24 protein-coding genes are annotated in these 19810 nt (G+C 64.5%); 15 read left to right on the forward strand and 9 right to left on the reverse strand.

Annotated elements, in window-relative coordinates:
• Positions 1-22: 22 nt before the first annotated feature.
• The 5 genes from ACP15R_RS06485 to ACP15R_RS06505 all read left to right on the forward strand — a co-directional run bounded on the left by ACP15R_RS06485 (position 23) and on the right by ACP15R_RS06505 (position 4528).
• Positions 23-289 (forward strand): (2Fe-2S)-binding protein, encoded by a 267-nt coding sequence (locus ACP15R_RS06485; protein ID WP_424985575.1) that lies wholly within the window; start codon positions 23-25, stop codon positions 287-289.
• On the forward strand, positions 264-752 hold the full coding sequence (gene bfr, locus ACP15R_RS06490; RefSeq protein ID WP_424985576.1) for a bacterioferritin: 489 nt from the start codon (positions 264-266) through the stop codon (positions 750-752). Before ACP15R_RS06485 ends, bfr begins: the two co-directional genes overlap by 26 nt.
• Before the next feature lie 126 nt (positions 753-878).
• On the forward strand, positions 879-2435 hold the full coding sequence (locus ACP15R_RS06495; protein WP_424985577.1) for a di-heme oxidoredictase family protein: 1557 nt from the start codon (positions 879-881) through the stop codon (positions 2433-2435).
• Entirely contained in the window at positions 2435-3433 is a 999-nt protein-coding gene (locus ACP15R_RS06500) for an imelysin family protein (protein WP_424985578.1), read from the forward strand. Before ACP15R_RS06495 ends, ACP15R_RS06500 begins: the two co-directional genes overlap by 1 nt.
• Before the next feature lie 3 nt (positions 3434-3436).
• On the forward strand, positions 3437-4528 hold the full coding sequence (locus ACP15R_RS06505; RefSeq protein WP_424985579.1) for a DUF1513 domain-containing protein: 1092 nt from the start codon (positions 3437-3439) through the stop codon (positions 4526-4528).
• On the opposite strand, the gene ACP15R_RS06510 is transcribed toward ACP15R_RS06505, so the two are convergent.
• The 4 genes from ACP15R_RS06510 to dgcN all read right to left on the reverse strand — a co-directional run bounded on the left by ACP15R_RS06510 (position 4525) and on the right by dgcN (position 8477).
• Positions 4525-5478 carry an alpha/beta fold hydrolase gene (locus tag ACP15R_RS06510; protein ID WP_424985580.1) on the reverse strand — a complete coding sequence of 318 codons (954 nt, stop codon included), beginning with the start codon at positions 5476-5478 and terminating at the stop codon, positions 4525-4527. The two genes, ACP15R_RS06505 and ACP15R_RS06510, sit on opposite strands and share 4 nt — an antisense overlap.
• 100 nt (positions 5479-5578) lie before the next feature.
• Positions 5579-6439, reverse strand: coding sequence for a D-amino-acid transaminase (locus ACP15R_RS06515; RefSeq protein ID WP_424985581.1), 861 nt, complete (start codon positions 6437-6439; stop codon positions 5579-5581).
• A gap of 2 nt (positions 6440-6441) precedes the next feature.
• On the reverse strand, positions 6442-7407 hold the full coding sequence (gene dgcA, locus ACP15R_RS06520) for an N-acetyl-D-Glu racemase DgcA (RefSeq protein ID WP_424985582.1): 966 nt from the start codon (positions 7405-7407) through the stop codon (positions 6442-6444).
• A 68-nt stretch (positions 7408-7475) separates the two neighbouring features.
• On the reverse strand, positions 7476-8477 hold the full coding sequence (gene dgcN, locus ACP15R_RS06525; RefSeq protein WP_424985583.1) for an N-acetyltransferase DgcN: 1002 nt from the start codon (positions 8475-8477) through the stop codon (positions 7476-7478).
• Between dgcN and ACP15R_RS06530 the strand changes: the two genes are divergently transcribed.
• Both ACP15R_RS06530 and ACP15R_RS06535 read left to right on the forward strand, forming a co-directional pair.
• On the forward strand, positions 8476-8715 hold the full coding sequence (locus ACP15R_RS06530) for a hypothetical protein (protein WP_424985584.1): 240 nt from the start codon (positions 8476-8478) through the stop codon (positions 8713-8715). The genes dgcN and ACP15R_RS06530 overlap by 2 nt on opposite strands.
• Before the next feature lie 76 nt (positions 8716-8791).
• Entirely contained in the window at positions 8792-9748 is a 957-nt protein-coding gene (locus ACP15R_RS06535; protein WP_424985585.1) for an L-malyl-CoA/beta-methylmalyl-CoA lyase, read from the forward strand.
• 62 nt (positions 9749-9810) lie between these two features.
• Here the strand turns inward: ACP15R_RS06535 and irr are convergent, their stop codons facing one another.
• Complete coding sequence (gene irr / locus ACP15R_RS06540) at positions 9811-10230, reverse strand: Fur family transcriptional regulator Irr (RefSeq protein ID WP_424985586.1); 420 nt, start codon at positions 10228-10230, stop codon at positions 9811-9813.
• A gap of 177 nt (positions 10231-10407) precedes the next feature.
• Between irr and fabA the strand changes: the two genes are divergently transcribed.
• The 3 genes from fabA to ACP15R_RS06555 are packed head-to-tail and all read left to right on the forward strand — an operon-like array spanning position 10408 to position 12970.
• Positions 10408-10917, forward strand: a complete 510-nt coding sequence (gene fabA / locus ACP15R_RS06545; RefSeq protein ID WP_424985587.1) for a bifunctional 3-hydroxydecanoyl-ACP dehydratase/trans-2-decenoyl-ACP isomerase — start codon at positions 10408-10410, stop codon at positions 10915-10917.
• A gap of 22 nt (positions 10918-10939) precedes the next feature.
• Positions 10940-12169 carry a beta-ketoacyl-ACP synthase I gene (gene fabB, locus ACP15R_RS06550; protein ID WP_424985588.1) on the forward strand — a complete coding sequence of 410 codons (1230 nt, stop codon included), beginning with the start codon at positions 10940-10942 and terminating at the stop codon, positions 12167-12169.
• Positions 12170-12178: 9 nt separating this feature from the next.
• Positions 12179-12970: an enoyl-ACP reductase FabI gene (locus ACP15R_RS06555; protein ID WP_424985589.1), complete on the forward strand. Its 792-nt coding sequence runs from the start codon at positions 12179-12181 to the stop codon at positions 12968-12970.
• 15 nt (positions 12971-12985) lie between these two features.
• Here the strand turns inward: ACP15R_RS06555 and ACP15R_RS06560 are convergent, their stop codons facing one another.
• The 4 genes from ACP15R_RS06560 to ACP15R_RS06575 all read right to left on the reverse strand — a co-directional run bounded on the left by ACP15R_RS06560 (position 12986) and on the right by ACP15R_RS06575 (position 15636).
• On the reverse strand, positions 12986-14263 hold the full coding sequence (locus ACP15R_RS06560; protein WP_424985590.1) for a tetratricopeptide repeat protein: 1278 nt from the start codon (positions 14261-14263) through the stop codon (positions 12986-12988).
• A 103-nt stretch (positions 14264-14366) separates the two neighbouring features.
• Complete coding sequence (locus ACP15R_RS06565; protein ID WP_424985591.1) at positions 14367-14798, reverse strand: FKBP-type peptidyl-prolyl cis-trans isomerase; 432 nt, start codon at positions 14796-14798, stop codon at positions 14367-14369.
• 105 nt (positions 14799-14903) lie between these two features.
• Positions 14904-15239, reverse strand: coding sequence for a hypothetical protein (locus tag ACP15R_RS06570; protein WP_424985592.1), 336 nt, complete (start codon positions 15237-15239; stop codon positions 14904-14906).
• Positions 15240-15246: 7 nt separating this feature from the next.
• The gene (locus tag ACP15R_RS06575) at positions 15247-15636 is read right to left on the reverse strand and encodes a VOC family protein (RefSeq protein ID WP_424985593.1); all 390 of its coding nucleotides are present in this window, start codon (positions 15634-15636) and stop codon (positions 15247-15249) included.
• A 123-nt stretch (positions 15637-15759) separates the two neighbouring features.
• Here ACP15R_RS06575 and ACP15R_RS06580 point away from each other — a divergent pair, with 123 nt between their 5' ends.
• Genes ACP15R_RS06580 through ACP15R_RS06600 form a run of 5 tightly spaced genes read left to right on the forward strand, consistent with a single transcriptional unit; the run spans position 15760 to position 19795 of the window.
• Entirely contained in the window at positions 15760-16449 is a 690-nt protein-coding gene (locus ACP15R_RS06580; protein ID WP_424985594.1) for a haloacid dehalogenase type II, read from the forward strand.
• Positions 16446-17276: an alpha/beta fold hydrolase gene (locus ACP15R_RS06585; protein ID WP_424985595.1), complete on the forward strand. Its 831-nt coding sequence runs from the start codon at positions 16446-16448 to the stop codon at positions 17274-17276. Before ACP15R_RS06580 ends, ACP15R_RS06585 begins: the two co-directional genes overlap by 4 nt.
• Positions 17273-18250 carry a threonine ammonia-lyase gene (locus ACP15R_RS06590; RefSeq protein WP_424985596.1) on the forward strand — a complete coding sequence of 326 codons (978 nt, stop codon included), beginning with the start codon at positions 17273-17275 and terminating at the stop codon, positions 18248-18250. Before ACP15R_RS06585 ends, ACP15R_RS06590 begins: the two co-directional genes overlap by 4 nt.
• A 35-nt stretch (positions 18251-18285) precedes the next feature.
• Positions 18286-19074, forward strand: coding sequence for a 3-oxoadipate enol-lactonase (gene pcaD / locus ACP15R_RS06595; RefSeq protein WP_424985597.1), 789 nt, complete (start codon positions 18286-18288; stop codon positions 19072-19074).
• Positions 19067-19795, forward strand: a complete 729-nt coding sequence (locus ACP15R_RS06600; protein WP_424985598.1) for an alpha/beta fold hydrolase — start codon at positions 19067-19069, stop codon at positions 19793-19795. The genes pcaD and ACP15R_RS06600 overlap by 8 nt, the downstream gene beginning before the upstream one ends.
• Positions 19796-19810 lie beyond the last annotated feature (15 nt).

Raw genomic sequence — 19810 nt, forward strand, 5'->3', positions numbered from 1 at the left:
TGCTGTTTCAGGAATAAAGAACATGATTGTCTGTCATTGCAACTCGATCACCGATCACGAGATCCGCAGCGCCGTCGACTGGATGCGCGCATCGGATCCCGAGACGATCATCACCCCCGGCAAGATCTACCGCGCGCTTGGCAAGCGCGCGGAATGCGGCGGCTGCCTGCCGGTGTTCCTTGACACCATGAAGTCCTGTGACACAATCGGAGTCCCAATGGAATTGCGCGGGCTGGCCGCGCATCGGCACAAGGACATTCCCGATGAAAGGCGACAAAAAGGTAATTGAATACCTTAACAAGGCTCTGCGCAGCGAGCTGACGGCGGTCAGTCAGTACTGGCTGCACTACCGTCTTCAGGAAGACTGGGGCTTTGGCCGCATTGCCGACAAATCCCGCGCGGAGAGCATCGAAGAGATGCACCACGCGGACAAGCTGATCGAGCGGATCATCTTTCTTGAGGGCCACCCGAATCTGCAAAAGCTCGATTCGTTGCGGATCGGCGAAAACCTCAAGGAAACGCTCGAAGCCGACCTGGCGGCCGAGCACGAGGCCCGGACCCTGTATATCGAGGCGCGCGATCACTGCGAAAGCGTTTCCGATTACGTCAGCAAGGCACTGTTCGAAGAGCTGATTGCCGATGAAGAAGGCCATATCGACTATCTTGAGACACAGCTCGACCTGCACAAGTCGCTGGGCGAACAGGGCTATGCGCTGCTCAACGCGAAACCGGCGGACGAAGCCGAGGATTAATGCGCCGCTTACGGGTTGCGGCCCTTCGCGGCGCAACCCGCAACGGCCTGGGGATGAAAAGGCATCGTATCGCGGTGCCTTTTTGCCGCTGGCAGGGCGGGTGCGCCCGATCGGGACAGGGACAGAATGACCAGGATCCGGGATATCGCGCTGCTTCTCGCCGCCGTACTGACATCGTCTATGCTTGGCGCCCAACCGCGCCCGGACCTTGCCGAACCACATCTCGCCATTGTTCCCCGAACCGAGGCCGAGGCAGCCCGGATTGCCAGGGTCACTGCCGACCCGTCGGATTTCAGCACCGCGGAACCGTTCGAAGCCCGCCCTGCCGGAGCCGCCACGGTGCGGGCACGCAAGGACAGCAACGCATTTTCGCAGCCTTCGGCCAATATCAGCTTTGAACGCGAATTGCAGTTCAAGGTCGGCAATGGCCTGTTTCGCAAGCTCTGGGTTTCGTCTCCGTCGTCGACGCTGGGGTCTGACGGGCTTGGGCCGCTCTACAATGCCCGTTCCTGTCAACGCTGCCATCTCAAGGACGGGCGCGGGCATCCGCCGAACAGCCCCGGCGATGACGCGGTGTCGATGTTCCTGCGCATCTCGGTTCCGGCGACGCGGGCCGACGCGATGTCAGCCATCGAAACCTACCTGCACAGGCTTGGCGATGACACGCCGCGCACCCGCCCCGACCCGGTCTATGGCGGCCAGATGCAGGATTTCGGGGTCGCCGGCCACCCGGCGGAATACCGGCTCGACATTGCCTATGACGAAATCGAGGTGGCGCTGTCGGATGGCGAAACCGCGACCCTGCGCGCGCCCCGCTATCGCGCCGCCGACCTTGGCTATGGCCCGCTGGCCCCGGGCGCGATGCTCAGCCCCCGCGTGGCCCCGCACATGCTTGGCCTTGGCCTGCTCGAAACCATCCCCGCCGCGGATATCCTCGCCGCCGCCGATCCCGACGATCTGGACGGGGACGGCATTTCGGGCAAGGCCCAGATCGTGTGGTCGGTGGCGCATGATCAACCCATGCTGGGTCGATTTGGCTGGAAAGCCGGGGCACCGACGGTCGCGGAGCAATCCGCCGCCGCCTTTGCCGGGGATATCGGCATTTCCAGCCCGCTCTTTCCCGCCCCCGCCGGCGATTGCACCGCAAAGCAGGTCGATTGCCTGGCGGGGCCGCATGGCGATGGCGACAATCGGGTAACGGAAATCGACGCCGAAGGGCTCGATCTCGTTACGTTCTATTCCCGCAACCTCGCCGTTCCCGCGCGCAGGAACGAAGGCGACCCGAAGGTCCTGCGCGGCAAGGAACAGTTTTTCGCCGTCGGATGCGCCGCCTGTCACAGGCCAAAATTCGTGACCCACAGGCTACGCGATCAGCCCGAACAGAGCTTTCAGCTGATCTGGCCCCATACCGATCTGCTGCTGCACGACATGGGGGATGGGCTGGCCGACAACCGCCCCGAAGGGCGGGCCAACGGCCGCGAATGGCGGACCGCGCCGCTCTGGGGGATCGGCATGACCGAAACCGTCAGCGGCCATACGTTCCTGTTGCATGATGGCCGCGCGCGCAACCTGCTCGAAGCGATCCTCTGGCATGGTGGCGAAGCACAATCCGCCCGCGATGCGGTGATCGAAATGCCCAAACAGGATCGCGCTGCGCTGATCCGCTATCTGGAAAGCCTGTGATGCGCCTCGCCCTCGTGCTCGTTCTTGTCGCTGCCCCCGCCCTGACCTCGGCCCCGGCCCACGCCGGGCCTTCGGAAGTGGTGAACGCACATATCCTGCCCGGCACGGCGGCCTTTGCCCAGGCCAGCGGGACGCTCGCGGAAACCGCCGATGCCGATTGCCGCCCCAATGCGCTGCGTGCGCCATGGAACGCGACTTTCGATGCCTGGCTGGGAATCAGCCACCTCGCCTTTGGCCCTATCGAAGCGGATGGCCGCGCGCTTGCCATTGCCTTCTGGCCCGACACCCGTGGCTTGGTCCAGAAAACCGTCAACGCCCTTATTGACGATCAGGACATTGCGGCAAACGATCCGGAGGCATTTGCACAGGTCTCGGTCGCGGGGCGCGGCCTGTTTGCGCTGGAACGGCTGCTATACGATCCGGCGCTTGCCAGTTACACCACGCAAGACTACACTTGCGGCCTCGCCCGTGCCATGGCAACCGATCTTGCACGCATGGGGGCCGGCATCGACACCGAATGGCGCGAGGACCATTCACAGCGGCTGCTGACCGCTGGTGCGCCCGGCAACGACACCTATCTGAGCGCGGATGAAGCGGCACAGACCCTGTATACCGCGCTGTTGACCGGGCTGGAATTTACCGCCGATCAAAGGCTGGGTCGCCCGATGGGCAGCGCTGACCGCCCCCGCCCCAACCGCGCGGAAACGCGCCGTTCGGGGCGCTCGCTGCGCAATGTGACGCTGTCGCTGATCGCGCTGCAAGACCTTGCACAAACGCTTGCGACGGCACCGACACCCCGCACCAACGCCGCCTTTGCGCTGGCCCTCAAGGCCGCGGACCGGCCCGACCCGGTCTTTGCCGATGTCACCTCCGTCCAGGGCCGGCTGCGCGTTGAAGCGCTGCAACAACGGGTGCATGCAATCGGGGATGCCATCGAACAGGAAATCGGCCCCGCCCTTGGCGTTCGCGCCGGGTTCAATTCTGCCGATGGTGACTAGGCGATGCAGAACCGCCGACGCTTTCTGACCACGGCACTTGCCGCCGCCACGGCCCCGGTAATTGGCTGGGCGGAGCTTGGTGGGCCCGCCTATCTGGCCGCCGCCCGCGAGCCCGACGGCAGCTATGCCCTGCATGGCCTGTCGGCGCGCGCCGAACCGCTCTTTCGCATCCCGCTGCCCGGGCGTGGCCATGCCGCCGCCGCGCACCCCCGTGCCGCCGAGGCCGTCGCCTTTGCCCGCAGACCGGGGTCCTTCGCGCTGGTGATCGATTGCGGGAATGGCCGGATCAGTCACCGCCTGGCCGCGCCCGAAGGCCATCATTTCTATGGCCACGGCACCTATGTCGCGGGCGGCGATATCCTGTGCACGACCGAGAACCATATCGACAGCGGCACCGGCCGCATCGGGCTCTGGTTGCGCCGCGAAGGGTATCGCCGCATCGGCGAAATTGCCTCGGGCGGAATTGGACCGCATGACATTCTGCGCCTCAAGGATGATGTTCTGGCCGTCGCCAATGGCGGCATCCGCACCCATCCGTCGCAGGGGCGCGACAAGCTCAATCTCGACACGATGCGCCCCAACCTGAGCTATCTGACCGCGGATGGCGGCCTGATCGAACAGGTCGAACCCGCCCCCGAGCTGCACCATGCCTCGATCCGGCACCTCGCCAGCGCGCCCGATGGAACGCTGGCCTTTGCCATGCAATGGCAGGGCGATCCAACTGAACCGGTGCCGCTCCTGGGCCTGCATCGGCGGGGAGCGCCGGCTCTGCTGGCTCAGACCGACCTGGCCAATGCAATTTCCATGCGGGGCTATGCCGGCAGCGTCGCATTTGACCGGTCGGGAACACATGTGGCCATCACCTCACCCCGTGGCGGGCGGGTTCAGCTATATGATCGCAGCGGCGCATTGATCACGGCGCATCGCCGCGCCGACGCCTGTGGAATCGCCACCGGCCACGAGACCGGGTTTCTCATGACCGACGGGCTTGGCGGCACATGGTCCGTAACCGCAGACAACATGCGGGCCAATCGCAAATCGGACCTCGCATGGGACAATCACCTCGTCGCGATTGGCGAGGGAATATCGTCCTAGGTCGCCTTGGCCGCCATCCGGATAATGAAATCGGCGCATTCCCGAGGTGCGGTCATCGGGATCATGTGCCCCCGTTCCGGGAGGGTTTCAAAGTCCAACCCGTGAACCTGCATACTGTACCCATGCACTGACGGGGACAGGATCGCATCGGCCGCGCCAAACAGGATGCCGCCCGGCACGCGCAACTCCCCGGCATAGCGTTCGGTTTGCGCCTTGCCCACCGCCGCCAGCGCCACCGCATCGGCAGAGGCCGCCACAAATGCCCCCGGCCGCAAGCCCAACGCGGCCCCGGCACCGATCATGAAGTTCTGGCTCGGTGTCTCGGGGTGGAACACCATGCCCAGCACGCGATCCTTGGTCGCCGCCGCCATGGGCACCGCAATCGTCGCCCCGATCAGGCGCCGCACCTTTGGCGAGTTGACCAGCAGCCCCCGGAAGACCTCGGGCACCGCCTCCTGATGCTGCGTCGCCGGGCAGAGCAGAGCCAGCGCCCCTACCCGCTCGGGCCGGTCCAGCGCCATCGCCAGCGACACCGCACCGCCCAGCGAATGCCCCACCAGGACCGGGCGTTCGACCTTCAGCTTGTCGAGCATCTCGGCAATCATCCGCCCCTGCGCGCGCGGGTCCGCGAGCCCGTCAGACTCCCGCGTGGAATAGCCACAGCCGGGCCGGTCCAACACGATGACCCGATAGGTCGTGGCCAACAGCCCGGCAAGCGCATAGGTGAAATGCTGCAACTGTCCGCTCAGCCCGTGGATCATCACAAGCGGCTGCCCGTCCCGGGGCCCAAGGTCGACATAATGCACGCTGCCCCCCGCCACGGGCACGATCTCGCCCGCCTGCGGCACCAGCCGTTCCGCCTCGGCCGCCATACGACGCGTGCGAAACACCGACAACGCCAGCAAGGCAACACCTGCCAAAACCAATAGGGACAGGATGGACATAGTCATGCGACAGGCTCCGGCGCGTTGCGTTTTCTGGCGACCTGGCGGCGATCACCGGGCCTGTCTGCCATGGAAATGGGCCGGCAAGACCCGGCCCCCAATTGTCTCAGATCGCCACCTTGCGGCTTTCTTCAAGATAAATCTCGCGCAGCCGGGCCGCAACCGGACCGGGCGCGCCATCCCCAAGCTGGGCACCGTCGATTTCGACCACCGGCATGACAAAGGTGCTCGCCGAAGTAATGAACGCCTCGTCCGCTTCCTGCGCTTCGGCGATGGTAAAGTTGCGTTCCTCGACCTGCATCTGCGCCTCGGCGGCAAAGCGCAGAACCGCGGCCCGGGTGATGCCATGCAAGATGTCGTTGGACCGTTCGCGGGTGATGATCTTGCCACCCTTGACGATATAGGCGTTGTTGCTGGTACCCTCGGTCACGAACCCGTCCTGCACCAGCCACGCATCGTCGACACCGGCCTTCTTGGCCATCATCTTGCCCATGCTGGGATAGAGCAGCTGCACGGTCTTGATGTCGCGACGCCCCCAACGGACATCCTCGATCGAAATGATCCTGATGCCTTTCCTTGCAACAGGGTTATCCGCGAGGTTCGGCTTGTTCTGGGTGAACAACACGATGGACGATGGTGTCTCGTCCGGGTCCGGAAAGGCAAAATCGCGATCCGCCGGCGCGCCCCGGGTGATTTGCAGATAGATCATGCCCTGATCAATGCCGTTTTGCAAAACCAGCTCCCGGTGAATCGCCAGGAGTTCGTCCCGGCTCACCGGGCTGGCCATGTCCAGTTCCCCAAGAGAACGCTCGAGCCGCGCCGCATGCCCGTCAAAATCGATCAGCTTGCCATCCAGCACGCTGGTCACTTCATAGACGCCATCCGCCATCAGGAAACCCCGGTCAAAGATCGAGATTTTCGCTTCGTTTTCAGGCAGGTATTCGCCATTCACATAGACGGTCCGCATGTTCATCCCCACAGTTCGGCACGTGGAGGATGCACCCCGGCGCCATCATAGATCAAAGGTTCCCGCCTGTCTTCTGCCAACAATAGCGGGCCGTCAAGATCCGTAATCATCGCACCCTGCGCCAACAGGACGGCAGGGGCCATCGCCAGCGATGACCCCACCATACAGCCAACCATCACCCGATACCCCGCCGCCAGCGCCTCCTGGCGCAGGCGCAACGCCTCGGTCAGCCCGCCGGTCTTGTCCAGCTTGATGTTAACCACGTCATACTTGCCCTTCAGGCTGGCCAGGCTCTGGCGGTCATGGCAACTCTCATCCGCACAGACCGGCACCGGACGCTCCATGCCCAGCAACGCGTCATCCTGTCCCGCCGGCAAGGGCTGCTCAACCAGCGCCACCCCCAACCGCACGAGATGCGGCGCCAGATCCGCGTAAACATCCGCCGACCAGCCTTCGTTCGCATCAACGATGATCCGCGCCTTCGGAGCCCCCTCGCGCACGGCCTCAAGCCGGGGCATGTCATCCGGTGTCCCCAGCTTGATCTTGAGCAACGGACGATGGGCATTCTGCGCCGCCTGCGCCCGCATGGTCTCGGGCGTGCCCAGCGACAAGGTATAGGCGGTAATTTCCGGCCCCGGCGCGGCCAGCCCCGCCAATTCCCAGGCCCGCCGCCCCGCCCGCTTGGCCTCGAGATCCCAGAGCGCGCAATCCACCGCGTTTCGCGCCGCCCCAGCCGGCAACAGGTCATACAGCGCCTCGCGGTCGATCTGCTCCGGCAGGCGCTCGATCTGCTGCTGTACGCTGTCCAGCGTCTCGTCATAGCGCGCATAGGGCACGCATTCGCCGCGCCCCGTCGCCCCGCCATCGCCAACCGCACAGGTCAGCACCTGCGCCTCGGTGCGCGATCCCCGGCTGATGGTAAACACCTGCGCCAGCCGGAAAACATCGCGAGTCACTTCAATCTGCACGGGCCCGCTCCTTCATCTTTGCCAAAATACTCCCGCCGGAGGCTCCGACGGCAGCCGCGCAAACCGGCCTACAGGGATGCGAGCGCGTCGGCCAGCCTGTCGGCACTTTGACGGAACGGATCAACCGCCGGAAGCCCCATCCGCTTCTCGACCGCGGCAAGATAGCTCTGCGCCTCATCTTCGCCCATCTTCTGGGTGTTCACCGAGATCCCCACGACCTCGCACGCCGGGTTCGCCACCCGCGCCAGCGGCAACACCGTATCGCGCAGCGCTTCCAGTGATGGCAGCTCATAGCCCGGCAGCCCGCGCATATGGGCGCGGCTCGGTTCGTGGCTCAGGATCAGCGCATCGGGCTGCCCGCCATGGATCAGGGCCATGGTGACCCCGGAATAGGACACGTGAAACAGGCTGCCCTGCCCCTCGATGATGTCCCAATGATCTTCGTCATTGTCGGGGGTCAGATACTCGATCGACCCGGCCATGAAGTCCGCGATTACCGCATCCAGCGGCACGCCGTGCCCGGTGATCAGGATGCCGGTCTGGCCGGTGGCCCGAAAGGTGCTCTTCATGCCCTTGCGCCGCATCGATTCGTCCAGTGCCAACGCCGTGTACATCTTGCCCACGGAACAATCGGTGCCCACCGCCAGCACCCGCTTGCCGCTGCGCTTGATGCCGTTGGCAATCGGATAGCCCACCGACGGCACGCGCACGTCATGCAGGGTTCCGCCAAAGGTCTGCGAGGCCGCCACGAGATCGCCTTCGTCCCGCAGCAGATTGTGCAGGCCGGATGCCAGATCATACCCCATCTCAAGCGCCGCGATCAGCACTTCTTTCCACGCCGGGCTGATCACGCCGCCGCGGTTTGCCACGCCGATAACCAGGGTCCGGGCACCGGCTGCGCGCGCTTCTTCCAGGGTCATGTCGGTCAATCCGACATCCGCCTGGCACCCGGCAAGCCTGATCTGGCCGACGGCGTTCTCCGGCCGCCAATCCTTGATCCCCTGCGCGACTTTCGCGGCGAGTTGATCCGGTGCGTCCCCAAGGAACAGCAGATAGGGAGTCTCGATCATGGCAGGCATCCTTCCGGGTGATTCACATTTTTTGGCAGATTCCGTCAATCCTTCCGGAATTGCATACGGTTTCGCCTCTGCTTTTGGAAATATTCGGGATAATCTTCGATGGATGGAAAGATATGTGCAATATTCTTCGCCACTATCCGAACTCGGCATCACTTTCCTTCGCCACGAGCCACCCCGGGCGGGATCAAAGGCCTGCCGCATTCCCGGACTTTCTGCACTCGCACAATAACCCTTGCGTGGCGCAGCGCAATTTAATACCTCCAGAGGCAAGAAAATCGCAACTTCATTACCCAAGAGGCCCAATCATGAGCTTTCGTTTGCAACCCGCCGCCCCGGCCCGGCCGAACCGCTGCCAATTGTTCGGCCCCGGTTCGCGCACCGCTTTGTTCGAAAAGATGGCCAGCAGCGCCGCGGATGTCATCAATCTCGATCTCGAGGATTCGGTCGCCCCGACCGACAAGGAACAGGCCCGCGCCAATGTCATCGCGGCGATCTCCGAGGTGGATTGGGGCAACAAGACCCTCTCGGTGCGGATCAACGGGCTCGACACGCCCTGGTGGTATCGTGACGTGGTTGACCTGTTGGAACAGGCCGGTGAGCGACTGGACCAGATCATGATTCCCAAGGTCGGATGCGCCGGCGACATTTATGCGGTCGACGCGCTGGTGACCGCCATCGAAGCCGCCAAAGGCCGCAGCAAGAAGATCGATTTCGAGGTCATCATCGAAAGCGCCGCCGGCATCGCCCATGTCGAGGAAATCGCCGCCGCCTCGCCCCGGCTGGTGGCGATGAGCCTTGGCGCCGCGGACTTTGCCGCCTCGATGGGGATGCAGACCACCGGAATCGGCGGCACCCAGGAAAATTACTACATGATTCATGACGGCCAGAAACATTGGTCCGATCCGTGGCACTGGGCCCACACGGCGATTGTTGCGGCCTGCCGGACCCATGGCGTTTTGCCGGTCGACGGTCCGTTTGGCGACTTTTCCGATGATGACGGGTTCCGCGCCCAGGCAAAACGCTCGGCAACCCTCGGCATGGTTGGTAAATGGGCCATCCACCCCAAGCAGATCGCCCTCGCCAACGAAGTGTTCACCCCGTCGGACGAGGCCGTGGCCGAAGCCCGCGAGATTCTCGCGGCGATGGAACAGGCCAAGGCCAATGGCGAAGGCGCGACCGTCTACAAAGGCCGCCTGGTGGATATCGCCTCGATCAAACAGGCCGAGGTCATCGTACGCCAGTCAGAAATGATCGCGGGCTGACACATGCATGATGTGGCGGGCCGCATCCGGCGCCCGCCATACAAACATGATCCGGAACTCGCTCAGGTCGTCTTGCGCAGGCGAATGACCACGTCGACCGAGGCAATCTCGGCCCCCCTGGGCGCATCCGGCACCCGCGCGATCACCAGCTGATCTGACGGCGCGTCGGTCAGGTGACCCTCGTCTTCCCAGTAGAAATGCGGGTGATCATGGGTGTTGGTGTCAAAATAGCTCTTGGAGCCATCCACCGTGACCTCCTGCAACAGCCCGACATCACAGAACGCGCGCAACGTGTTGTAGACCGTGGCCAGCGACACCGCCGCACCGGTTGATTGCGCGGCTTCGTACAGGCTCTCGGCGGTGACATGGCGATGCTTGCCATCGCCCACCAGCAATTCGGCCAGCGCCAGACGCTGACGGGTGGGGCGCAGCCCTGCCTCGCCCAGCCAGTTGGCGGCATTTCCCATCGCATTAGGGGTCATCGTTACGTCCCGCTTCTTCACCTTTGCTCTATATAAGGGCCGCGCCACCGGAAATTCAATTGAAATTCAGTCGCAACTACGCCATCTACCCATGTTTTACACGCCAGCAGTCCCCTTGCGGACGGTACAAACGCGGTGCTAGACCGGAGTACAGAATTTGTGAGGAAAGGCAGCAGCATGGCTCAATACCCCAGCAGCTTTGACAAGGAAGCATTGCTGAAATGCGCGCGCGGCGAGCTTTTTGGCCCGGGAAATGCCCAGCTGCCGGAACCGCCGATGCTGATGATGGACCGCATCACCGAGATCAGCGACGATGGCGGCAGCCATGGCAAGGGCCATGTGCTCGCCGAGTTCGACATCACGCCCGACCTGTGGTTCTTTGAATGCCATTTCCCCGGCAATCCGATCATGCCCGGCTGTCTTGGTCTTGACGGGCTGTGGCAGCTCACCGGGTTCAACCTTGGCTGGCGTGGCTGGCAGGGGCGCGGCATGGCCGTGGGCGTGGGCGAAGTCAAACTGAAGGGCATGGTGCGCCCCGACCGCAAGATGCTGACCTACAAGATCGACTTCAGAAAGGCGATGCAGACCCGGCGCCTGACCATGGGCGTGGCCGATGGCATTGTCGAGGCCGATGGCGAGCTCATATACGAAGTCAGCGAAATGCGGGTTGTCCTGTCGGACGCCTGATCAGAGTTTTAGGAGTGCCTGGATGCGCCGAGTAGTTGTCACAGGGTTGGGGATCGTATCCTCGATCGGATCCAACGCCGCCGAGGTCACCGCCTCGCTCAAGGCGGGGACATCTGGCATTGTCGCCAGCCCCGACATGGCCGAACACGGGTTCCGCAGCCAGGTGGCCGGAACGCTCAAGATCGATCCCGCCGAACATGTGGACAAGCGCACCCTGCGCTTCATGGGGCCCGGTGCCGCCTATGCCTATATCGCGATGAACGAGGCAATCGCCGATGCCGGGCTGGACGAGAGCGACATCGTCAACCCGCGCACCGGCCTGGTGGCAGGCAGCGGCGGCCCGTCGACCAGCGCCATGTTGACCGCGCACCAGACCGTGCTGAAGAGCGGCGCGACCAAGCGGATCGGCCCGTTTGCCGTGCCCAAATGCATGTCCTCGACGATTTCGGCCAACCTCGCGACGGCCTACAAGATCAAGGGCATCAACTATTCCATCACCTCTGCCTGCTCGACCAGCCTGCATTGCATTGGCAACGCCGCCGAACAGATCATGCTGGGCAAGCAGGACGTGATGTTTGCCGGCGGCGGCGAGGAACTGGACTGGACCCTGTCCTGCCTGTTTGACGCCATGGGCGCCATGAGCAGCAAGTATAACGACACTCCCGAGACGGCCAGTCGGGCGTTTGACGCCAATCGCGACGGTTTCGTGATTTCCGGCGGCGGCGGGATCGTCGTGCTCGAAGAACTGGAACATGCCAGGGCGCGCGGCGCGAAAATCTATGCCGAAGTCACCGGCTATGCCGCCACCAGCGACGGGCATGACATGGTTGCCCCGTCCGGCGAAGGCGGCGAACGCGCGATGCGGCTGGCGCTGCAATCGCTGCCCGAGGGGCGCAAGGTCGGCTATATCAACGCCCACGGCACCAGCACCCCGGTCGGTGATGTCGGCGAGGTCGAAGCCGTCCGCCGCGTGTTCGGCGAAGGCAGCACCCCGCCGATCAGCTCGACCAAGTCGATGACCGGCCACGCCCAGGGGGCCGCGGGGGCGCTGGAGGCGATTTTCAGCCTGCTGATGCTCGACAATGATTTCATCGCCCGCTCGATCAATGTCGAAACGCTTGACCCGGCGCTCGATGCGTCGGAAATCGCGCTCGAAACAATCGGGAATGCCGGGCTGGACAGCGTGATGACCAACAGTTTCGGTTTTGGCGGCACCAACGGATCAATGATCCTGTCGAAATTCAAGGGATAGGATCGACACATGACACAAGCACTCGCAGGGAAACGCGGCCTGATCATGGGGGTCGCGAATGACCGTTCGATCGCATGGGGCATCGCCAGGGCCATGCACGAAGCCGGGGCCGAACTGGCCTTTACCTACCAGGGCGAGGCCTTTGGCAAACGGCTCGAACCCCTTGCCGCCTCGGTCGGGTCCGACTTCATGGTTGACGCGGATGTCACCGATGATGCCTCGCTCGATGCGGCGTTCGAACAGCTGGCCAGCCGCTGGCCGACGATTGATTTCGTCGTGCATGCGGTTGCGTTTTCGGACAAGTCCGAACTGACCGGGCGGTTCCTGAACACCAGCCGCGCGAATTTCAAGAATTCCCTCGATATCAGCGCCTATTCCTTTATCGACGTGGCCCGCCGGGCGCATCCGATGATGATCGAGAACGGCGGCACCCTGCTGACCCTCACCTATCAGGGCAGCAACCGGGTCGCGCCGAATTACAACGTGATGGGCGTGGCCAAGGCGGCGCTGGAATCGGCCACACGCTATCTTGCCAACGATCTGGGCCCCGACGGTATCCGGGTGAACGCGATATCGCCGGGTCCGATGAAAACACTGGCCGGTGCGGCCATTGGCGGGGCGCGCAAGACCTACAAGCATACAGACCAGAACGCCCCCCTGCGCAGCAACGCCACGCTCGAGGCCGTGGGCGGCACCGCGGTCTATCTCGCCTCCGAGGCCGGGGCCTGCACCACTGGCGAGATCATCCGCGTCGATGGCGGCTATCACGTTCTGGGCATGCCGCAGCCCGACTATCTCTGAGCGTGCGACGGGCCGTCAGGACAGGCCTGCAAGCGGCGGCGCGGCGGCGAGAACCGGACGCCGGGTTGCAAGGCTGCGGCGGGCTTCGTCTGCCTGGCCAAGCCGCATGAGCACGTTGGCATAGGTCAGTTCGAGCAGGTCCCGCTGAGCCCGGCTGCCGCCGACACGCTCGGTCACGGGCATCACCGGGACAAGGTCTTGCAGCGCTTGAGACCAGTTCTCGCGCGCAATTGCGCCCCAGGCCCGCGCCAGCGGCCTGATCAGGTCGCCGGCAAACCCGGTGGCCTCTTCGGCGATCTGCGCCAGCCGCGCGCCCTCGCCCGCCATCGCGTGGCTGAGCGCGGCATGCAGATCGGCAAAGCTCTGCCCGGTTTGCGGGAACATCTGTGCCGCATAGTCGCTCAGCGCCCTCCAGCGCTCAGGACCGACCGACAGCCCCGCCAGTTCCGCACGATAGAGAATGGCGGCGGTGTCCGTCAGAACGTTGATCGCCAGCCCCTTGGCCGCCCCCGGTCCGATCCCGGTATCGACCGCCGCCCACATGGTCGCTTCGTCACCCTGCTGTAGCGCCCAGAGCGCCACGTGCCATTGCAGGTGTCCGTGCAGGACCGCCCGGTCGTCATAATCGGCAAGCCACGCGCTCAGATAGGCCCGCCCCGCCGCGGTTTCACCGGCCTCGTATTGCGCATGTGCCTTGAAATGCGCGCCATTGGCGTTGCGGGGATTCAGCGCCAGAGACCGTTCCATCAAATCCAGCGACGCGCCGATCTGACCGGTTTCGCACAGCGACAGCGCGTGCATCGACATCATCCACCAATCGTTGCCATAATGCGGCAACAGCGCGGATGTATAGGCCAGAAGCTCGGCCTCGCGCCCGACCTCGCCGGAAAAACCGATCAGGCCAAAGACACTGGCGCAGAGCTGCGCGGCAAGCGCGTCGCGCGGGGCATCGCGAACATGATCCATCACCGCCATGCGGGCGCGTTGCGCCTGTCCGGACAGGAGAAGGGCAAGACATTCGACATGCCGCTGCTCGCGCGGGGTTGCCCTGGCGGCCAATGCCCGCGCCTGCGCAATCGCCGTCTTGGCCAGCGGCATCTGCGCCACCATCATCGCCGCACGGGCCCGCGCCGCATGGCCAAGCGCAAACCCCGGATCGGCCCCGACCGCGGCTTCAAAGGCCTGCAACGCGCCGAATTCACCGCCAAGGAACAGCCTTACACCATGATCGTAGTGATCCCGCGCCGCTTGCGACGATGTCGAAATGGCGTTTCCATAGCGGTCTGTCAGCATGATTCATCCCCCCCTGTGGCGCGCGGCGCGGCCAGTGTTTTCAGGATGCTACCCCAAAACCCCGCAACCCGCGCGCGAAATCTCGCGCCACACCGGGGGCGGCTCAATCCGCGATCGAGACCAGTTCGATGTCAAAGGTCAGATCCTGCCCGGCCAGCGGGTGATTGGCATCCAGTTCAACCTCGGCTTCGCCGATCTCGACCACCGTCACCGGCAACACCTGTCCTTCTGGTGTCTGCATCTGGAGTTGCAGGCCCAGCTCGAGCGGAATCTCGGCGGGGATGTTATCACGGGCCACGGATTGTTTCATGCCCGGCTGGATCGGGCCATATGCCTCGACACAGGGCACGTTCACGATCTTCTTTTCGCCAAGGGTCATGCCGGGAATGGCGCTGTCCAGGCCGGGAATGATCTGGCCCGACCCGACGACGAATTCCAGCGGATCGCGCCCTTCCGAGCTGTCGAAGGTGCTGCCGTCAAGCAGGGTTCCGGTATAATGAATACGAACGGTATCGCCGGTTTTTACCTGGGTCATGAAATGCCAATCTGTTGGGGGAGTGAGTGTCAAAGGCCGCGTATCTGCGCGGGTGCTTGCGAACCGGAACCCTACAAGAGACGCCGCCGATGTAAAGTGCCCCGGTCACTCCCGGTTGCGCCGCCCCCGCCAGAGCAGCAAGACCCCCGCAAGGGGCAAGGCGATGGTGCGACAGATATCCGCGATACTGGCCCGCCAGCGCCAATGGCCCAGGCTGGCCAGATCATCGCGCCGGTCGGCCAGCTCCATCGCAACGCCCATTAACAGTGCCACCGCAAGCGCGATGAGGAATGGCCCGAGCCGCAAACCCCTGCGCGACCAGATCACCGCCCCCGCCACAAGCACCGCCCCGACAAGATAGTGCAGCGTGTTGCGCTCCAGCGGAACGTGGATTGCCAGCCACAGCTTGAACCCCTGATAGGCCGAAGGATCGTCCTCCACCCGCACCTCAGCCCGCCGATGCCGGAACGATCAGCCCCAGCGGTGCGCCAACGCAATCATGCACGATGGCAATCCGCCCCACATGCGGCACATCAAACGGTTCGCGGGCAATCCGCCCGCCGCCGGTCTCGGCCTGGTGCAGCGCGGTTTCGATATCGTCCACCGCCATATACGTGACCCATTGCGCCGGGGTTTTCGCGTGATGCGCCATCTGCGAGATATCGAGCATCCCCGCCACCGGCTGCGCCCCGAGATAGGCGACGTGATACTCCCCGCCATCCGCCGCCGGGGTTGTTCGAAAACTCCATCCGCAGACACGGCGATACCAGGCCTGTGCATGGACAACATCATGCGTCATCAACTCGTTCCACCAGATAGCGCCGCGAAATTCGGACATCATCCTTTCCTTTCACGATTTGGGATGGGCACAGCATACAGGAAAATGGCCCGAGAATCATCCTTGGCCGCCCTTCCCACCTGATCGCAACTGTGACACCCTGCGCGCAAAACGGAGCCTCACATGCCGATCACCACCTGTGTATTCGATGCCTATGGCACCCTGTTCGACGTGTCCGCCGCCGCGCGGCAGGCCGCCTCAGAAGACCGGTTTCCCGGGCTGGCCGACCGGTGGGCCGAGGTTGCAAATCACTGGCGGCTCAAACAGTTGCAATATACCTGGCTGCGCGCCGTGGCGAATGCCCATACCGATTTCTGGCAGGTCACTCAGAACGGGCTGGACTGGGCGCTCGAGGCCACCGGGCTGGATGGCGATCCCGCCCTGCGCCAACGCCTGCTCGATCTCTACTCGGAGCTTCAGGCCTATCCCGAAGTGCCCGACATGCTGCGCGCGCTGAAAGAGGCGGGGATGCAGACCGCGATCCTGTCAAACGGCTCGCCCGCGATGCTTGATGGGGCGGTGCAATCTGCGGGGATCGGCGCGGTGCTGGACGATGTGCTTTCTGTTGAAAGCGTCGGCATCTTCAAACCCGCCGCGTCGGTTTACCAGCTGGTCGAAGAACGGTTCGCCTGTGACAAATCCGAGGTGCTGTTTGTCTCGTCCAATGGCTGGGACGCGGGCTGTGCAACCGGCTACGGGTTTCACACCGCATGGGTCAACCGCGCCTCGGAACCGGTCGATCGCCTGCCCTGGACCCCGGCGCATATCCTGTCCGACCTGCGCCCCATCCCCGATCTGGCCCGCGCGCAATGAGCCGCTTTACCACCGCCGACGGGCTGGGGCTGCATTACGAAGATACCGGCAGCGGGCAACCGCTCTTGTGTCTGCCCGGCCTGACGCGCAACACCCGCGATTTCGACTTTCTCGCGCCGCACATGGCGTCCTGCCGGATGATCGCGATGGATTATCGCGGGCGCGGGCAATCCGACTACGCGGACGATTATGCCACCTATTCCGTCCCGCAAGAGGCCGGCGATGTCATCGCCCTGCTCGATCATCTGGGGTTGGACAAGGTGACCGTCCTTGGCACCTCGCGCGGGGGGCTGATCGCGATGGCGCTGGCTGCCGGGCATCCTGACCGGCTGGCGGCGGTGATCCTGAACGATGTCGGCCCGGTGATCGCGCCCGGCGGCATCGAGCGCATCATGCAATATGTGGGTGTCGCCCCGCCCTATGCCAATCTGGCCGAGGCGGCCGGGGCGATGGCGGCAACGCTGGCCTCGCAGTTTCCCGACCTCACCGATGAAACATGGCACCGGCTGGCGGCGGCGCAATTCGCCGAAGCCGCCGGGGGGCTGGCGCTGCGCTATGACGCACGGCTGCGCGAGGCGCTGATCGCGCAGGCACAGGCCGGCCCACCCCCCGATCTCTGGCCACTTTTCGATACGCTGCGGCCGTTTCCGGTCGGCGTCTTGCGCGGCGAGAATTCGGATATCCTCTCGCCCGAAACGCTGGCGGAAATGCAGGCCCGGCATCCGGACCTTGTTGCCGCCACCGTCCCGAACCGGGGGCATGTGCCATTACTTGACGAACCCCAAAGCCTGACCCTGATCAACCGCATCCTGAAAGACGCAGAATGAGCACGATAGAGATGATTCACGCCGCGGAATCGCGGCTGCAAGGCCACGCCCGGCGCACGCCGCTGCTGTCCTCGCCCTTCCTGGACGAAATCGCCGGGCGGCGGGTTCTGATCAAGGCCGAATGCCTGCAACATACCGGCAGCTTCAAGTTTCGCGGCGGCTGGTCTGCGGTGTCGGCCCTGTCGCCGGACACCCGCGCGCGCGGCGTCATCGCGTTTTCCAGCGGTAATCACGCGCAGGGCGTGGCGCTGGCGGCGAAACGGCACGATGCCCCGGCGGTGATCATCATGCCGTCCGATGCGCCCCGGCTCAAGATCGACAACACCCGCGCCCTGGGGGCCGAGGTCGTGCTCTATGACCGGGCCAGCGAGGACCGTGACGCCATCGGCGAGCGGCTCGCGCGCGAACGCGGGCTGACACTGATCAAACCCTTTGACGAGCCACAGGTGATTGCCGGTCAGGGCACCACCGGCCTTGAAATCGCGGACCAGGCCGCCGATGCCGGGGTGAGCGAGGCCGATGTTCTGATCTGTTGCGGCGGTGGCGGACTGACCTCGGGGATCGCGCTGGCGCTGGCGGATCGCGCGCCCGGCCTGCGCCCCCGCCCGGTCGAGCCGCGGGGCTTTGACGATGTGGCTCGCTCGCTGGCCAGCGGCGGGATCGAGCGCAACAACCGCATGTCGGGATCACCCTGCGACGCCATCCTGACCCCGGAACCGGGCCAGATCACCTTTCCGATCCTGAAACGGCTTTGCGGTCCCGGTCTTGTGGTATCCGATGACGAGGCGCTGCGGGCTGTGGCGCTGGCGTTTTCGCGGCTCAAGATCGTGGTGGAACCGGGCGGAGCGGTGGCTCTGGCGGCGGCGCTGTTTCATGCCCCCGAGATCGAGGGCGACGCGGTGATCGTCGTCGCCACCGGCGGCAATGTCGACGCGGGCGTGTTCCGCGACGCGTTGGCAAGGTTCGGCGACTAGGCTAGGGTCGCCGAAAAAATCGGAGAATGGGTAACATGCAGATTGCCGACCTGGGCGATGTCCAGCTTCACTATCGTATCGACGGCGACCCCGACGGGGCACCGGTGGTGTTTGCGAATTCGCTGGGCACCGATCTGCGGCTGTGGGATCCGGTCCTGCCGCTGCTGCCTGCGGGGCTCAAGTTCATCCGCTATGACAAACGGGGGCATGGCCTGTCTTCCTGTCCCGCCGCGCCCTATTCCATGGGGGCGCTTGTGCGCGATGTGGAACAGCTCCTCGATCTGCTCGAAATCCGCGATTGTGCCTTTGTCGGCCTGTCGATCGGCGGCATGATCGCGCAGGGGCTGGCGGTCAAGCGGCTCGACATGGTGCGCGCCATGGTCCTGTCCAATACCGCCGCCAAGATCGGCACCGCCGACATGTGGAACGACCGGATCCGCGCGGTTCAGTCCGGCGGCATCACCTCGCTCGCCGATCCGGTGATGGAACGCTGGTTCAGCAAGGCGTTTCGCAACACTCCGGAACTGGCGCTGTGGCGCAACATGCTGATCCGCCAACCGGTCGAGGGCTATGCCGGGTGTTCCGCCGCCATCGCGGGCACCGATTTCTACACCCCGACCAGCGGGCTGCGGTTGCCGACGTTGGGCATTGCCGGGGACCAGGACGGCGCAACGCCGCCCGATCTCGTGCGCGAGACCGTGGACCTGATCCCCGGATCGCAGTTTCACCTGATGAAAGGCGCGGGCCACCTGCCCTGTGTCGAAAACCCCATCGAATACGCGCGGGTTCTGACCCAATTCCTGGCCGATACCGGGCATGCCTGATGCGGCGGCGGATTTCCTGCTGGTGCACGGGTCCTGTCATGGCGCGTGGTGCTGGCGGGACCTGATCCCGCAACTGAACGCGCGCGGCCACGCGGCGCGGGCCATCGACCTGCCCGGTCACGGGAACGACACCACCCCGGTTGTTGCGCAGACGCTCGCGGCCTGCCGCGACGCGGTACTGGCCGCCAGCCGGCCAGACACCATCATCCTTGGCCATTCATGGGGCGGCTACCCGATTGGCGCGGCGGCCGAGGCCGATCCCGATGCCATGCGCGGGCTGGTGTTTCTCTGCGCCTATGTGCCGGTCTCCGGGTTGTCTATGGTCGACATGCGCAAACGCGCACCGCGCCACCCGATCCTGTCGGTGGTTCAACGGGCCCCGGATGGCAAGACGCTATCCGTCGACCCCGACAAGGCCGCGGCGGTGTTCTACAATGATTGCAGCGCCGAGGTGATTGCCTATGCAAAGCGCCAACTCGGCCCCCAGGCCATTCGGCCACAGGAAACGCCCCTGACCCTGAGCGCGCGTTTCGAGCGGGTGCCCAAGGCCTATATCCGCTGCACCGATGACCAGACGATCCCCCCGGAATACCAGGCCGAGATGACCCGCAACTGGCCGCGCGAGCGGGTTCATGACATGCCCAGTTCGCATTCGCCGTTCTTTTCCGACCCGGCGGGGCTTGCGGCGTTGCTGGACCGGATCGCACACGATCTGACGTGACGGCACCGCCCCCGC

This window comes from Microbulbifer sp. S227A (genome assembly GCF_049800935.1).

Bases quoted from the DNA above. Each gene is read 5' to 3' on its own strand.
- ACP15R_RS06555 (WP_424985589.1), top strand. From the start codon at position 12,179: ATGACACAAGCACTCGCAGGGAAACGCGGCCTGATCATGGGGGTCGCG.
- ACP15R_RS06535 (WP_424985585.1), top strand. From the start codon at position 8,792: ATGAGCTTTCGTTTGCAACCCGCCGCCCCGGCCCGGCCGAACCGCTGC.
- ACP15R_RS06560 (WP_424985590.1), bottom strand. From the start codon at position 14,263: ATGCTGACAGACCGCTATGGAAACGCCATTTCGACATCGTCGCAAGCG.
- fabA (WP_424985587.1), top strand. From the start codon at position 10,408: ATGGCTCAATACCCCAGCAGCTTTGACAAGGAAGCATTGCTGAAATGC.
- irr (WP_424985586.1), bottom strand. From the start codon at position 10,230: ATGACCCCTAATGCGATGGGAAATGCCGCCAACTGGCTGGGCGAGGCA.
- fabB (WP_424985588.1), top strand. From the start codon at position 10,940: ATGCGCCGAGTAGTTGTCACAGGGTTGGGGATCGTATCCTCGATCGGA.
- dgcN (WP_424985583.1), bottom strand. From the start codon at position 8,477: ATGATCGAGACTCCCTATCTGCTGTTCCTTGGGGACGCACCGGATCAA.
- ACP15R_RS06505 (WP_424985579.1), top strand. From the start codon at position 3,437: ATGCAGAACCGCCGACGCTTTCTGACCACGGCACTTGCCGCCGCCACG.
- ACP15R_RS06580 (WP_424985594.1), top strand. From the start codon at position 15,760: ATGCCGATCACCACCTGTGTATTCGATGCCTATGGCACCCTGTTCGAC.
- ACP15R_RS06585 (WP_424985595.1), top strand. From the start codon at position 16,446: ATGAGCCGCTTTACCACCGCCGACGGGCTGGGGCTGCATTACGAAGAT.
- ACP15R_RS06485 (WP_424985575.1), top strand. From the start codon at position 23: ATGATTGTCTGTCATTGCAACTCGATCACCGATCACGAGATCCGCAGC.
- ACP15R_RS06565 (WP_424985591.1), bottom strand. From the start codon at position 14,798: ATGACCCAGGTAAAAACCGGCGATACCGTTCGTATTCATTATACCGGA.
- ACP15R_RS06500 (WP_424985578.1), top strand. From the start codon at position 2,435: ATGCGCCTCGCCCTCGTGCTCGTTCTTGTCGCTGCCCCCGCCCTGACC.
- ACP15R_RS06590 (WP_424985596.1), top strand. From the start codon at position 17,273: ATGAGCACGATAGAGATGATTCACGCCGCGGAATCGCGGCTGCAAGGC.
- ACP15R_RS06510 (WP_424985580.1), bottom strand. From the start codon at position 5,478: ATGACTATGTCCATCCTGTCCCTATTGGTTTTGGCAGGTGTTGCCTTG.
- bfr (WP_424985576.1), top strand. From the start codon at position 264: ATGAAAGGCGACAAAAAGGTAATTGAATACCTTAACAAGGCTCTGCGC.
- ACP15R_RS06575 (WP_424985593.1), bottom strand. From the start codon at position 15,636: ATGTCCGAATTTCGCGGCGCTATCTGGTGGAACGAGTTGATGACGCAT.
- ACP15R_RS06515 (WP_424985581.1), bottom strand. From the start codon at position 6,439: ATGCGGACCGTCTATGTGAATGGCGAATACCTGCCTGAAAACGAAGCG.
- pcaD (WP_424985597.1), top strand. From the start codon at position 18,286: ATGCAGATTGCCGACCTGGGCGATGTCCAGCTTCACTATCGTATCGAC.
- ACP15R_RS06495 (WP_424985577.1), top strand. From the start codon at position 879: ATGACCAGGATCCGGGATATCGCGCTGCTTCTCGCCGCCGTACTGACA.
- ACP15R_RS06600 (WP_424985598.1), top strand. From the start codon at position 19,067: ATGCCTGATGCGGCGGCGGATTTCCTGCTGGTGCACGGGTCCTGTCAT.
- ACP15R_RS06530 (WP_424985584.1), top strand. From the start codon at position 8,476: ATGGCAGGCATCCTTCCGGGTGATTCACATTTTTTGGCAGATTCCGTC.